A 14,983-nucleotide genomic window follows, 5' to 3' on the forward strand; every position below is an offset into this window, starting at 1 on the left:
TTTTAGTCACTTATTTGTTCAACTTTTGCACATAAAGTTTGATTGTAAACATTTACGCAAACGACATCTCCATCTTTTAGTTGAAGACCTCTTTGTGTTGTTTCTACTCCATTCACGCTTACAAAACCATCTTGTATTAATTCCTTGGCATCTATGCCATTTTCTGCCATATTTGTAAGTTTGAGGAATTGTCCCAAACGTATTATTCCTTTTATTTTAAAAATTTCTATTTTATTCATGACATAATGATACTCTATTCTGAATATATATAATGTCATATTTTTACGTTTCGGTATTTCATGAATTGCCCTGTTGTTTATTTTTTTAGTAACAGGTAGGATATAGATAATATAAGTTCGCGACTTACAACTTGTTTTGGTCGTACTTATTAATAGGGAGATAACAAATATTAATTATTTCAAATTGAAGTGATTATATTAGTTGTGATTGTAAGGTGAGTGTCTAATGGGATCAAATATGGATTATTCTTCTTTGCTGAGACAAGCAGGAATGCGTGTTACCTCGCCCAGGATAGCTATCTTGGGTGTTTTGGAGGAATTTCCACATTCTGATGCTGAATTTATCAAAGATGAAGTGATGAATCGTTTGGGTACAGTTTCTACTCAAGCTGTTTATGATACTTTGAATTCTTTGACAGCTTCGGAACTTTTACGTCGTGTAGAGCCTAGAGGTATACGTGCAGTTTACGAAATAAACAATGGAGATAATCATCATCATTTCGTATGCCGTTCATGTAGCGTGCTTCTAAACGTAAAATGTGCAAAAGGTAAAAAACCTTGTATTGACCCAATAATGGATTCTGATTGCATCATTGATGAAGCAGAAGTAATTTATTGGGGATACTGCGAAAATTGCAAAGATAAGCTAAATGACTAAAGGGTACAGATATTCTGAAGGTGAATTACTCAACAAAGAATAGCTTTAGTTGTAGCTATCAAGCTTGTAAAGAACAAGCTCAATAAAAATCTTATTACCTACTCACTTACTCTTATTTTCTTATTATTCGTTTATACTGGCTGTGAGTGTAGGAAAATAATACTTTTTCTACACTCATTCGGCTTTTAAAAGATATTAGAAGATACTTTGACTTATAGAGGTACTTTTGGGTAGTAGTTAAAGTACTGCAAACGTATTTATATTGCGAGTGGGGGTAATTCTTATAAATATGAAAGAACGCTATTTTACTGCTTTTACCACTAATGTAAGACTAGTAGTCTTATTAGATTTATTTTACTTTACACTTATTAATTGTGTGCAAACTATAACAAAGTATGAATACCATTTTTGTGTAAAGAATAACTTGATCCACATTTTCTAAATATTTAATATTTTCTAAATAAATATCAAAATGTTGTTTAGACTTTTTATTAGCAGAAGGTATTTCCAGTAAAACCAAGAATTATAACTGGTTTTTAATAGAAGCTGCTTTGAAAGTTATTTCGTCTATTATTGCTTGAACTGCTGGAGTTGGATCTACGTTTGATCTGTGTCGTATGACTAACTGTCTAAATCCTAGTCCCGGAAGTGAAACAATATTTACATTCTCAGGAATGTTCCCTTGTAAAGCTAGTTGAGGTAAAACTGTACATCCTAAACCGCTAGCTACCATTTGTATTCCTACAGCAAAGTCTAAGAAACGGTGATTTACTTTGTGTATTTCTTCAATAGTTGCTGAAATACGTTCCATAGCTTCAGATGCTGCTGTAGATGGTTCTATATCTAGCCAAGTTCTACTTGACATATCAGCCAAAGAATTTGGTATTGGCTCATGTTCTGGCAATACGATTAACCATGGTTCATCGAAGAAAGGTATATCTCTCATTCCTCGTGGAGCAGATTTTACGCTACCGTCAGTAATATCGCGCTCCATAATTAACAAGTCAATTCCTCCAGAGCGCAAAAGTGAGCGCCCTTGTTGTTCAGTTACTTCTTGTATAACTATTTCAACTCCTGGTAAGGAAAGTTCAATATCTTTTACTAAAGGAATAAGAATTGCTTGTATCGGAGTAGGAGCTGCACCTATTATTACTGTACCTGTTATTTCTCCGTCTAGCTGTAGTAAGTTTTTGTATGTTTCGGCAAGTTCAGCTTCTACACGTTCAGCAGATTCTGCAAGTAATTTTCCCGCAGGAGTTAAAGTTGCCCCAGTAGGAGTGCGATTTATTAATATTGTGCCAATTTCTGTTTCTAATTTGTTAATTTGTTGAGAAACAGCAGAAGGACTAATGTTTAACGTTTTAGCAGCGGATACTATACCGCCATCTCTTTGTACTTCTAGCAACGTTGCTAATCTGCGTGGGTCTAACTTCATATTAGAACTTTACCACATTTTTAAAATTCTAAATACGTCATGTAAGAAAAACTTAAGTAAATAGTGTGAATATAACTATCCTTAATATGTTGTTGTTATTCTATGATATTGTATCTATAGTATGTTTTTTTACTACTTTTGAACTCTTAAAACTTAGTCTTATTTTTGCCAGAAAAGTATAAAATTTTGATATCTATTGATTAAAATAAATACCATTAATAATAAATATGGTTGATTTTTAAAATAAAGTGGTAATGATATAAAAGAATAAAATTATTTTGATGTCTATATAAGTAGCCATCGCTGTTAATCGGATGCAAGATATTGCTTTGCGCTAATGTGGATTAACTAGGAAGAAGGATAATGAAGGTAATAAAAGGTAAGAACATTTTAAGGAATATAGTTACTATAGGTATAGCAGTTACTTTATTTTCTACTACTGTTGTTAGCGGGTATGCTGAAGAAATAAATACAAATGTATCCGAAGAATCTAATACAAAGGTTCAAAATACACAGGAAAAACAAGTAGAAAATAAAGATGAGGAAAATGCTGAAAAAGTAAAAGAAAATCCACAGAGGGAAGAATTAGATTTTACAGCTAATTCTCAGTTGAAGTTGGAAAGCGATAAGATCGAGCAGTACCATAGAATGCACCCTGAATTGGGTAGAGCAATATCTCCTGTTAAAAGTAACTTGAAAGATAACGGCTCTGTTCAAAGTTTTAGTAACGGTCGAACCACTTTTGCTGTTTATTATTCTCCTAGAACTAATACTGTCACACATATTAATATAAATGGTGGTATTGCTAATTTCTGGATTAATAGTGGTTGGGAGAACTCAAGGCTAGGTTATCCGGTTACTCCTGAGGAAAAAATTAGTAATAATCACTGGATTCAGCGTTTTGAAAATGGAACTATTTCATATCGTAACGGAGCGTTTGTTACATATAATGGGAATCCTATAGCAAATTATTACTTGCGAAACTATGTAGGTATTGGACATCCTGTGTCTAATGAAAAATGTGGTTTGAAAGATGGCGGTTGTGTTCAGACTTTCAGTGATGGTGTATTGACTAATGCTGTTTATTACTCTCCTGTAACTAAGGTTGCTACACACGTTAATCTAGACAGCTCATTAGCTAAAATTTGGATTAATAGCGGTTGGGAGAACTCAAGGCTAGGCTATCCGATAGCTTCTGAAGAAAAAGTAGATAGAAACCATTCAGTTCAGCGTTTTGAAAACGGAACTCTTTCTGTAAAAGGTAACGGCTCTGCTATTGCTTATAATAATCGCCCTATAACTAACTATTATTTGAATCACTCCGAACTTATTGGACATCCTGTGTCTAATGAAAAATGTGGTTTGAAAGATGGTGGTTGTGTTCAGACTTTCGCTAAGTACAATAACTTGTATGCTGTTTACTCATCAAAAAATGGTATTTATCATTTAGATTTGAATCATCCTATTACTAAATATTGGATAAATAAAGGCTGGGAAAACTCTTCTTTAGGTTATCCAATCTCTGATATTGTTCGAACAGAGATCGGTTTTAAACAATCATTTGAAAAAGGTACACTTTTATATGAGTTTGGAAAGGTATCTGAAAGACTGTCATTTGAGGGTGTTTTGAAAAACTATATTAGAGAAAACGCTGCTCATATAGGACGCGCTGTAAATAATGTGCGTTGTGGCTTGAAAGATAATGGTTGTGTTCAGACTTTCAGTAAAAATAATCAGTCAATAGCTGTTTATGTCAGTTCAGTAACTCCACCTGCATATATTAATTTAGAAACTCCTATTGCAAAGGAATTTATTAAATCTGGTTGGGAAAACGGAAAATATGGATATCCTGTAAATATAGAAAGAACAATTATTTCCAATAAGAAAATGCAAGAATTCGAGCATTTGATTGCTTTCTATAATGGAAATGATGTAATAGAAAATCCTAAGTCGAATCCAATAACTAAACATTACTTGCGAAATAGTAGCAGACTTATCTATCCTACAAACAATATTAAATGTGGTTTGAGTAATAATGGTTGTGTTCAGACTTTTATGTCTAACCAAAATGAAAAAGTTGCAGTATATTCCTATGCAGGAAAAATTGGTGAAATAAAACTTGATAAGCCTTATACGAAAGTTTGGGCTAAACAAGGTTGGGAAGAATCACCATTAGGATATCCAACTTATGAGTCCAACAATAAGCAGTATTTTGAAAATGGCTACATTCAAGATGAAAATACTTATATTACGGACAAACAAGCTGCTTTTACTAGGTATTACAATGCTAATAAAGGTATTTATGGTTCAAAAATAGTTAGTAATTTGCGTTGTGGTTTAAAAAATGGTGGGTGTGTAGCTACATTAGAAAAAAATAATGGAACTCAAACAGCTATATACATAACTCCTAAAAACGGTATAGTGCCAATTCAGATAGATGGACCAGTCACAAAGCTTTGGATTAAAGCAGGCTGGGAAAACTCTAAACAAGGTTACCCAATTTCTACTGTATATTGTGATCCTGTTAGATGTGAACAGCAATTTGAAAACGGTAGAATAATAGCTGAGAAAAAAGCTTACCCGAATAACTCATCACGTATGAGTGGTATTGATATTGCATCATGGCAACGCACACTGAAAATTAAAAATGTGCCAGAAGCTCAATTTATAATTGTTAAGGCTACTGGTGGTACAGGATATGTAAATCCTTTCCATAAGACTCATGCCGATCAAGTAATACAGCTTGGTAAGAAGATTGGATTTTACCACTTTGCCCATGAAATTGGATATCAAGGAAGTCCAGAAGCAGAAGCTAGACACTTTGTAAATACTGTGCGTCCGTACCTTCGCTATGGACCAATGCTTGTTTTGGATAATGAATCTGACAATAGAACAGATGTTGCGTGGAACAAGAAATGGTTAGATGAAGTTTATAGATTGACTGGAGTTAAGCCAGTGATTTATATGTCACAAAGTGTCGTAAACGAAGCTAACTGGTCATCTGTTGCTCAAAGCGATTATCCTCTATGGGTTGCATATTATCCTAGAAATGCTTCAACTGGCGTTGCTATAGGTAGCACTCCATATTTCCCTATTAAATGGTGGGAAAAAGCTATTATGTGGCAGTACACAAGTAATTTGCGTTTACCGGGGTACGGTAGCGATTTAGATGGTAACGTATTTTATGGTGACGCTGGTATCTGGGCATATTATGCACTACCAAGGTAACTTATAAAACTAATTTCACAAAGACAATACTTGTATGTCTTGCTTTGAGTTTTATAAAAATCTTTAGAGGGGAGAAAATTCTCCCCTCTAAAGATTTTAATCCTGTTTAAAATTTACGGTTTATTTGTATGTCTATAAAATATCTTTTATTATTAGCATAACTGTTGTCTTTGTTATAGGCTTTTCTTTTGTTCTGATTATTCTCTCTTAGCCTTTATACAAAGATTTAAATATTACTTACTCTCATTTCTAAACTGGCAAAGATACACTATATGCTTTTATAAATATATAAAATTTATCAAGAGTGAAATTTTATTCCGTAATGGTATTTGAAGAAAAATATTTATACAAGTAAAATTTTAATATGAGTAGTATATTGGTAGCTGGTGGCGCAGGCTATATTGGCGCTCACGTGGTGCGTTTGTTGCTTGAACGTGGTGAAAAAGTAGTAGTCGTAGATGATTTATCTTATGGAAGTAAAGATCGTATCGGTGATAGCGTATTTTTCCAATTAGATTTAGCTTGTACACAATCTATTGAAAATTTGGCAAATATTATGCAGGAACACGAAGTACGTTCTGTTATACATTTTGCTGCCAGAAAGCAAGTTGGTGAATCTGTAGAAAAACCACAGTGGTATTATCAGCAAAACGTTGGTGGTATGGCTAATCTTTTGATGGCAATGGAAAAAACTGGAGTGAAAGAAATGATTTTTTCATCTTCAGCAGCTGTATATGGTATGCCACCTGTAGAAATAGTAGAAGAAGATATAGAAAAACACCCGATTAATCCTTATGGTGAGACTAAATTATTTGGCGAGTATTTACTAGCCGGTTGCCAAAAAGCATGGGGACTTAAATGGGCGGGTATGCGTTACTTTAACGTTGCTGGTTCTGGTTGGGACGACTTAGGAGACCCTGCAGTACTGAACTTGATACCTATGGTTTTGGATCGTTTGCAAAGGGGAGAGGAACCAAAGATTTTTGGTGATGATTACCCTACACCTGATGGAACTTGCATACGCGATTATATTCATGTTATGGATTTGGCAATTGCTCACATAGATGCTTTGGAGTATTTGCGTAACAATGACTATATTGAACATAATTCTTTCAATGTTGGAACTGGTAAAGGTACTTCCGTGAAAGAAGTTATTGATATGGTTGCTAAAGTATCGGGGATAGATATTAATCCTGAAATTTTACCTCGAAGAGCAGGTGATCCTCCTCAACTAATTGGTAATGCTGAGCGTATAACTAGTACATTTAAATGGAAAGCTAAATATTCTTTGGAAGAAATTGTACAGTCAGCTTGGGATGCTTGGCAGGCTGGTCCTAGACCAATAAACAAATAGTAGTGTTTTAACAGGGAGGGGAGGAACTTTTTTAGGTTTCTCCCCACTTTTTTATTTTCTGTAAAAGAGATAGTTGCATAATAGGGCTGTTTTAATTTTCACGTTGAGTTATTGGTAATAAAAGAACTTTGGATAAAGAATAATGCTTCCTTATATTTGAGTGAATCTATAAGTAATGTTATTTATATAGTGGTGAGTTTCAAGTAAAAAGGTTTTATTACTAAAGTTTTTCACTCATACTTTTAACAAGTAAAAATTATAAATAGCAGTAACTTATTTACTGTAAACCCAAGTACTTAAACGTATCTCTATTGCGAGTAAGTGCTAAACGCTTAATTTTAGTGTATATCATAAAACTACAAGTACATGATAAAAGTATCTTTAGTAATAAAATAGGTTTTTAAAGCCAAATTTTCTGTTGTCAGTAGTTATTGCAAGTTACATAACAAAAATGGTGAGCCTAAATATGACTCACCATTTTTATTTACTTTTATGTATAAAGCTATTAGATATAAATACCAATTAGTAGGAATACAATAGTATATACGAATATAGCTAGAAGGTATTTCCAAATGTACTTTATCCACTTATCGTAAGAAATTCGACCAATAGCCAATGCACTCATAACAACAGCACTTGTAGGAGTGATGAAGTTTACTAGACCTGAAGCTGACTGGTAAGCGGTAACAACGATGTCACGTGTAACGCCCGCAAAGTCTGCTAGAGGAGCCATAATTGGCATTGATAGTGTTGCTAGACCTGATGAAGAAGGTACTAGGAATGACATTGGAATGTAGAATATGTAAGTTAGTATTACAAATGGAATCTGACCTAGTGATGATAGAGAAGATTCACCTAGGTTTAGAATCGTTGCTGTCATGTTACCGTCGTTCATGACGATAGTAATACCATTTGATATACCAATAATTACTGATACACCTAGAAGATCACGCATACCATCTATGAAAGATTCGGTGATTTCAGATTCTTTCAAACCATAAGCTACACCAACGATGATGGACATTGTTAAGAATAGTACGCTAAGTTCTTTGAATGACCAGCCTAAAGTTGGAATTGCTGTAATTCCCATATCGCTGAATGGAATCAATGAGAATACCATAAAAATGAATGTTCCAGCGAAAGCAATTAAAGCTAGTCTTCTACGCCATGTCATTTCTGGCTGTTCAGATCCGTTGTTTGAGTGTAAGAAGTGCTTCATGTCATCTTCTCTTGTGCTGAAGACAACAGATTTTGTAGGATCAGCTTTTACTTTTTCAGCATAGCTGATGACGAAGATATAAGTGATGATAATACCTACAACTAGCATTAGTGCACGTAAAATCAGACCATTACCCATTGAGGTTTCAGCAAAGTTTGAAGCGATACCTACAGCAAATGGGTTAACTGTTGATGCTAAGCAACCAATACCAGCACCGAGTAAAATTACAGCTACACCAGTGATAGTGTCATATCCTGCTGATAAGATAACCACGATGATTAGTGGGTAGAAAGGAATTGTTTCCTCAGCCATACCATATGATGTTCCGCCAAATGCAAAAAGGCTAATTAGCAAGAAAATCATAATTTTTTCTTTACCTTTTAATGCTCTAGTGATTGATGCAAAGCCAGCATCTAGGGCACCTGTTTTTAATGTAACACCAATGAAACCACCTAGAATCATAATGAAGAATGCTACTTGAAGTGCATTATAGAAACCTAGAATAGGTGCTGATAGGACTTCGAAGATTCCTTGAGGTGTGTTTTCGATAGCATGATATGTTCCTGGAACTGGAATTTGTTTTCCAGCAATTTCTTTTGTTTCGTACTGTCCAGCAGGAACAATCCAAGTTAGTGCTGCAACTACTGCAATTAAAGCAAATAAAATAGTATATGCAGTAGGCATACTAAACTTTTTTGTCTTATTCATTTTTGAATAACTCCATTAAGTGTAAAATACTTGAAATAAACGGTTATTCTTGTTTTACATTTAAAATATAGATTATGTATCTATATTTAAAATTTTATAAACAAGGTATTATTCTCCCTTATACAGTCGATTTATTTTATATTAGATACTCTTCAATATGAAGAACTTTTATAAAATTTACGTAAAATTTGCATATGTTTACAAACAGCATTAGTGTTTATTGTACTTTAATGTAGTTCTTTGAGAATTTTGGTGAAAATTTTCAATTTTTTTGATATTTACCTAATGATGTTTTGCTTTATTTTTCACTTTTCTTTTTAAAGATTTAGGTAACGTAAGTATATTTTAGATAAAACGTTGAAATATGTGTATTTTATATATTGCTTCTAAAATCTTACTGAAAGTATTTGTGTAAGATAAAGATTCTTGTAACTAGAAAAATTTAAGGAATATAAGATTTATCGGATGAAACTACTATTTGCTTATTTTCACTTATAGTGAATTATTAGGTTATTTATTATTATCATCATGTATGCAAACATGATAGTGCATATAAAACAGCACTTATGCGTATTTCCATATAATAATAAAGATAATTCCTTATGAAGATTATATAGGAATCAAATGTTTTCTTTTTAAGAAATAGATTTTATAGAATGAAAATGTTTGTAACTAAGAGAAAAGGTAACAAAAGCTAATAAAAAAAGGTCGCCTAAAAGCGACCTTTTAATGAAGCCTGTCAAATTACACGTTACGTGTAACCTTACCGCTCTTAATGCAAGTTGTACAAACGTTTAAACGTTTCGGTGTGGATCCGACTAATGCACGTACACGCTGGATGTTTGGGTTCCAGCGACGGTTTGTACGCAAGTGAGAGTGCGAAACGCTCTTGCCAAAGCCAGGTCCTTTACCGCAAATATCGCAGGTGGAAGCCACGGATCTCTCCTGATCGTTCAAGCCTATAAAAGACAATTATTAACAATACTTATAAGTGTTATATAAACACTCAACTCATACATGATAGCAAAAAAGCACAAATATGCAAACAACTATATGTAAAAGAATTAAATCTTTTCCTCAAGATTCTTGAGAATTATCAATAAAACTTTAGCAATATAAAGAGTGGGAAACAAGGAAAACTGAACAAAAGAAGTAGAATATTGTGTAAATATAGTTTACACGGATAAAAATATGAATCACGAAAAAATAACTGGGATAACTTTTAAAAATTGGTTTATAAACGCTTATATAGATCTTGAAAAGAACAAAGCGCTACTAAAAAGTCTTGCAGTAACAGATGTTGAAAAAACAGATATTAACAATGTTAGTTACTGCATGAAAAATATAGTTCAAGGACTGGAAAACATTCCTGAAGATGCTGATTGTATATGGGTTTTGGACGTGGCTACGCAAATTGCTAAAGACACTGCAAACTCTAGTACATCATTACATTTATACCAGTATTTAATATATGCTCTCAAAGAATTTAAATCAGTTCTAACTCCTGTTGATGTCATTGAAATAGTGTCCAGATTAAGTGAAAAAGCTAAAGAAGAGATACTCAACAATGACGAAATAACTATTGCTGATATATTTGTAACAGCTAAAGAGCAATGTGACTTCTTAGATACTGTGTTAGATATAGAATCTACGTGTCAGTGTTTGATAACAGCGAGCCAAATAGTCCTTATGGAAACACAAAATCAATATCAAAAAGTGGACTATAAAATCGCGCTTGCTTGCATAATCTTTTCAGCTCTGGAATATGCTTGGAAAGAAAAAGAGTTTACTTCAAATGTCGTATCAGAAATGATTTCGAATATGCTGAAAAGTGCTTCTACTAATTCTGATAAAACTAAAGTAAAAGAGTGTGAATTTGAAATAATCTACTCCATAGAAACAACTTTAGAAAATATGGAAAAGATAAAGAAAAATATTGGCAGAACAGGAGCTAAATCACTAATTGTGGGTGAATGTGGACCGTTTGACATAGGAAATTGGACCATATTATCAGAAACCAAAACTCCTCTTATGATTCTGCCACTAAAGACGCCTTTTAAAAATCTTAGGTTACAAACAACTCGTCCAATTAAGCTGGATACTTATTCAAATATAACGCAAGAAAATAGCAATGTTATTAGTATATTTGAAAAAATAAAACCACAAGTTGCTGATAAGCCTAAAAATGATATTGCCATAATTTCTGCTGTGCAAAACTTACCTTTGCTCGAGCCGATTTCTAGAACAAATGCAACAGTAGTATATAAGCCAGATGATAGCGAAGTTATACAAAATATTATTGAAGTTTTAGAAACTGAATACATAGTCTTAATGCCTTCTAATGAAAAAGATATGCTTTTGATGAGACGAGCTTTTGAGCTTAGTTCTAAGAATGAAAAAATAATTATCGCAGAAACTAAAAATGACCTAGAAATAAAGTATTTATCTGAAGAAATAGCTATGCGACCAGAAGTTATTAAAGAATGCACTGATATAAACAGTGTTGAAAAGTATATGAAAACAACACTTGCAAAACAACGTACGCTTACATTACGTAACGAATACGAAAACATTGATGATAGTATAATTAACTTTATAGACGATAGTGATACACGTATATCAGTGCTAGTGGACGCAAAAGAAGTAGTATTTTTGCAACAAAGAATAGAACAAATAATATACAATAAGAACCCAAATATTCAGTTAGAAATAATAGTGTCTAATTCTGGTGAACTTGTAATAAATGCACATTAAAATAGGTGAGATATGGGAAAAGAACATCTTGAAGATAAAAATGAAAAAGAAGTATCTGAACAAGAAATAAATGCTCATATTCATGATATGAAAGGTGACTTTCTCAAGCGAGTTAGCTTTTTGCAAACTCCATTGGAAAAAATCTTTGGGGATAAGTCTGCTAAAAAACTTGAAAAAATTGGCGCAACTACACTTTATGAACTTTTGAGACTAGCACCTCGTAAGTACTATAAAAAAGGTGAACTCACCAAAATACAAGACTTACAAGAAGGTGACTATGTAACTGTTCAAGTAAAAGTAGTATCTGTAAACATGAAGAACATGTTTGCTCGTAAAGGCTATATGTTGCAAGTTTTAGTAACTGACGGAACAGAATACTTAACTGCAAAGTTTTTCGCTAAAAGCCAATACATGTTGCATACTCACAAGAATATTTTAAAAATAGGTGAAACTGTATTATTTAGTGGAACAGTGTCTACATATAATGGTGTGAAACAGCTTGTACACCCTGAATTTGAAAGTATAGAGCTTTCTGAAGATTATAAGGAAGAAGTTAGTGACCTCGATTTTTCAAAAAATTTACAAGAATACGTAAATAAACCTATTCCGATTTATCCAGCATCTAATGGTTTTGCCTCTTGGAAAGTAAAATCGTCAATACAAACTGCTTTAAGTATGGTAGATAAGAGTAGCTTTGACGACTTAATTCCTAAAATTTTACCCAACCCGAACTTATATTCATACTACGAAGCTATTGAAAAACTCCATAACCCGACGGAGGAAGCTGAATATAAAAAAGCAAGGTATACGCTCAAATACTACGAAGCTTTTATGCTGAATATGAGTATATATTTGCGTAAAAAAAGTTATGAGACTTATAGGGCTTTTGAATGTAAAACAAAAACTGATGGATTTGCTGACAGGCTAGTAAACAATCTTCCATACGAACTTACAAATGCGCAGAAAAGAGTCGTAGCTGAGATACAAGAAGACATTTCTAAGAAATACCCAATGCATAGAATGGTTATGGGAGATGTAGGTAGTGGTAAAACAATAGTTGCTTTGTTATCAATGCTTAGAGTGGTAGATAATGGGTATCAAGCAGTACTTCTGGCTCCAACAGAAGTTTTGGCAACGCAACACTACGAAGGTATATGTAACTTACTAGGAAAAGAGGTAAAAACCATCCTAGATCCTCTTACAGATATAAATAACGAGGTACAAAAAGTAGATGTTAACTTATACACAGCTGCTACCCCCACAAAACTCAAAAAAGAAGTTTTATCTAAGTTAGCTACAGGAACGCCTGGAATTTTTATAGGTACACATGCTTTACTATCAGATAAAGTTTTAGTAAATAATATAGGGCTGGTTGTAGTAGATGAACAGCATCGATTTGGAGTTGAACAGAGACAAAAACTGCTAGAAAAATCTGAGCATGTGCCACATATGTTATCTATGAGTGCCACTCCTATTCCTAGGACTTTAGCCGTTACAATATTTGGTGATATGACTGTTAGCATTATTGATGAAAAACCAGCTGGACGTAAGCCAATTCAAACGTTTTTGATGAATCCTAACAAAGTTTATGTAAAAGATGGACAGAAAAAAACTTGGCAGAATCGTCTTTGGGAAAAGGCTAGGGAAGAGATAAACGCTGGTAACTGTATTTATGTAGTTGTACCTAAAATATCTGATGGCACTGACGAAAGAAACGATCTGCAAAAGCCTAGTAAAAAGAGTAAAACAGCTAAAGCAAGTGAGGAAAATAAAACTTCATCTTCTAGTCTAGAGATTATTTCCATAGATGAGGCTTATTCACGTATAAAAAACTCTGAACATTTGCGTGACGTAAAAATACAGACTTTATCATCTAAAACTACCCCTAGTGAGAAGGAAGAAATAATTTCTAATTTTTCAACAGGACAAGCTCCTATACTCATATCTACCACAGTTGTTGAAGTTGGTGTTGATGTTAAAAATGCAACGATGATAGTTATAATGGATGCTCATAGATTTGGACTTGCTACTTTACATCAGCTACGTGGACGAGTTGGACGAAATGATAAACAAAGTTACTGTATGCTACTTACAGATTTAGACGATACGCATCCTTCGTATACTAAGTTAGAAGAATTTTCTAAGACTAATGATGGCTTTAAAATTGCTGAGTTGGACTTATCTATCCGTAAAGAGGGAGATATACTAGGGATAAAACAGTCTGGCAGAAAGTCGACTCTGAAATTCTTAAATGTAATTAGAGATATTGATATCATTCATAAGAGTTTGGCCGATATAAAAGAAAATGAAGATATATACATGAGTAGTCATGATAATGATAAGTTTGATGAACAAGTTGAAGTATTTTTCTCTAATTTTGAGGAAAACTATTGGTTTAAGAGCTAGACTTTTGAATAGTTATTTGTTGAGCAAAAACATACGTTTCATAAAACCATGTAGTAGAAATTTTTAGAAAGATTAGTATCTACGCAAAGCTAATAGCGTTGAAAGAGAGAGTTGATGAGTAGTATTATTTCCGGTGACTTACAAGGAATGAAACTTGAAGTACCTAAAAAAGGCACTCGTCCTACTTCTCAACGAGTTAAAGAAGCACTATTTTCCACTTTGGATCACTATGGATTATTCGATATACAAGAGTTGCTAGAAAATCATAGAGATTTAGCTGTATTGGATTTATATTGTGGTAGTGGAGCTTTAGGGATAGAAGCTTTGAGTAGAGGCTATACAGCTGCAACCTTTGTTGATATGTCTGCTAATGCCATCAATTGTGTGAAAGAAAATGTTTCTAAACGTGCTGGTTTTAAAAAAGATATAACTTACCAGCAAAGTAGTGTCAGCACTTTCTTGAAAGAACACGCTTGTGAGGGGAAGAATCAGAAGTATTTGCTAGTATTTATTGATCCACCCTACGATTTATCAGCAGAAATTGTATGCGATAACATAGCTAAATGTGTGAATTTACTAGCAGAAGAAAGCATTTTGATTTTAGAACAATCTTCTAGAGGGCAGGCAATAGAGCTACCGGAAGAATTAGAAGTGTTCAGCACAAAGAAGTACGGTGAAACAGTCTTATACTACATTCAGCTAGTAGTAAAGTAACTTGCAGTCACTTTACTTGGAGTTGTCTATTAATGCTTATTTTTTGAATTTAGATTTTACATACTTAGTTTATGACTTTTGGTTTTATACTTGCCATATTTAATTACGGTTTTAGCTTATTGTTTATGAGAATAGTTTGTGTACCTTTACTAAGTAAAAGTATTGCATCTTGACAAGTAGCTAGTGTTTGAAAATGTTTGTTAACTAAATGTGGAAGTATTGCCAATATTTTATAGTTACAAAAGTGAATCTAATCCTTGTTTCCTCT

The 14,983-nt window shown here is 33.3% G+C and carries 10 protein-coding genes; 6 read left to right on the top strand and 4 right to left on the bottom strand.

Annotated features, from left to right (window positions below; all coding sequences use genetic code 11):
• Positions 1–2: 2 nt before the first annotated feature.
• Positions 3–239, bottom strand: coding sequence for an RNA-binding S4 domain-containing protein (locus tag HCQ94_RS01635; protein WP_166981284.1), 237 nt, complete (start codon positions 237–239; stop codon positions 3–5).
• Between the two features lie 226 nt (positions 240–465).
• On the opposite strand from HCQ94_RS01635, the gene HCQ94_RS01640 reads away from it, so the two are divergent.
• Positions 466–897 carry a Fur family transcriptional regulator gene (locus tag HCQ94_RS01640; RefSeq protein WP_166977045.1) on the top strand — a complete coding sequence of 144 codons (432 nt, stop codon included), beginning with the start codon at positions 466–468 and terminating at the stop codon, positions 895–897.
• A gap of 523 nt (positions 898–1,420) precedes the next feature.
• Here the strand turns inward: HCQ94_RS01640 and HCQ94_RS01645 are convergent.
• Entirely contained in the window at positions 1,421–2,332 is a 912-nt protein-coding gene (locus HCQ94_RS01645; RefSeq protein WP_166977047.1) for a LysR family transcriptional regulator, read from the bottom strand.
• 363 nt (positions 2,333–2,695) lie between these two features.
• Between HCQ94_RS01645 and HCQ94_RS01650 the strand changes: the two genes are divergently transcribed.
• Positions 2,696–5,560: a GH25 family lysozyme gene (locus tag HCQ94_RS01650; RefSeq protein WP_166981287.1), complete on the top strand. Its 2,865-nt coding sequence runs from the start codon at positions 2,696–2,698 to the stop codon at positions 5,558–5,560.
• Between the two features lie 364 nt (positions 5,561–5,924).
• On the top strand, positions 5,925–6,914 hold the full coding sequence (galE, locus tag HCQ94_RS01655; protein ID WP_166977051.1) for a UDP-glucose 4-epimerase GalE: 990 nt from the start codon (positions 5,925–5,927) through the stop codon (positions 6,912–6,914).
• 505 nt (positions 6,915–7,419) lie between these two features.
• Here the strand turns inward: galE and HCQ94_RS01660 are convergent.
• On the bottom strand, positions 7,420–8,841 hold the full coding sequence (locus HCQ94_RS01660) for a YfcC family protein (RefSeq protein WP_166977053.1): 1,422 nt from the start codon (positions 8,839–8,841) through the stop codon (positions 7,420–7,422).
• A gap of 744 nt (positions 8,842–9,585) precedes the next feature.
• Positions 9,586–9,777 carry a 50S ribosomal protein L28 gene (gene rpmB / locus HCQ94_RS01665; protein ID WP_166977055.1) on the bottom strand — a complete coding sequence of 64 codons (192 nt, stop codon included), beginning with the start codon at positions 9,775–9,777 and terminating at the stop codon, positions 9,586–9,588.
• A 255-nt stretch (positions 9,778–10,032) separates the two neighbouring features.
• Between rpmB and HCQ94_RS01670 the strand changes: the two genes are divergently transcribed.
• The 3 genes from HCQ94_RS01670 to rsmD all read left to right on the top strand — a co-directional run bounded on the left by HCQ94_RS01670 (position 10,033) and on the right by rsmD (position 14,715).
• Positions 10,033–11,595, top strand: a complete 1,563-nt coding sequence (locus HCQ94_RS01670; protein WP_166981290.1) for a hypothetical protein — start codon at positions 10,033–10,035, stop codon at positions 11,593–11,595.
• A 12-nt stretch (positions 11,596–11,607) separates the two neighbouring features.
• Entirely contained in the window at positions 11,608–14,001 is a 2,394-nt protein-coding gene (locus HCQ94_RS01675; RefSeq protein ID WP_166981293.1) for an ATP-dependent DNA helicase RecG, read from the top strand.
• Positions 14,002–14,115: 114 nt separating this feature from the next.
• The gene (gene rsmD / locus HCQ94_RS01680) at positions 14,116–14,715 is read left to right on the top strand and encodes a 16S rRNA (guanine(966)-N(2))-methyltransferase RsmD (RefSeq protein ID WP_166981296.1); all 600 of its coding nucleotides are present in this window, start codon (positions 14,116–14,118) and stop codon (positions 14,713–14,715) included.
• Positions 14,716–14,983 lie beyond the last annotated feature (268 nt).

It is taken from the genome of Actinomyces sp. zg-332 (genome assembly GCF_011751945.2).
Taxonomy (GTDB): Bacteria; Actinomycetota; Actinomycetes; order Actinomycetales; family Actinomycetaceae; genus ZJ293.

Bases quoted from the DNA above. Each gene is read 5' to 3' on its own strand.
- HCQ94_RS01670 (WP_166981290.1), top strand. From the start codon at position 10,033: ATGAATCACGAAAAAATAACTGGGATAACTTTTAAAAATTGGTTTATA.
- HCQ94_RS01635 (WP_166981284.1), bottom strand. From the start codon at position 239: ATGAATAAAATAGAAATTTTTAAAATAAAAGGAATAATACGTTTGGGA.
- HCQ94_RS01675 (WP_166981293.1), top strand. From the start codon at position 11,608: ATGGGAAAAGAACATCTTGAAGATAAAAATGAAAAAGAAGTATCTGAA.
- galE (WP_166977051.1), top strand. From the start codon at position 5,925: ATGAGTAGTATATTGGTAGCTGGTGGCGCAGGCTATATTGGCGCTCAC.
- HCQ94_RS01660 (WP_166977053.1), bottom strand. From the start codon at position 8,841: ATGAATAAGACAAAAAAGTTTAGTATGCCTACTGCATATACTATTTTA.
- HCQ94_RS01650 (WP_166981287.1), top strand. From the start codon at position 2,696: ATGAAGGTAATAAAAGGTAAGAACATTTTAAGGAATATAGTTACTATA.
- rsmD (WP_166981296.1), top strand. From the start codon at position 14,116: ATGAGTAGTATTATTTCCGGTGACTTACAAGGAATGAAACTTGAAGTA.
- HCQ94_RS01640 (WP_166977045.1), top strand. From the start codon at position 466: ATGGGATCAAATATGGATTATTCTTCTTTGCTGAGACAAGCAGGAATG.
- HCQ94_RS01645 (WP_166977047.1), bottom strand. From the start codon at position 2,332: ATGAAGTTAGACCCACGCAGATTAGCAACGTTGCTAGAAGTACAAAGA.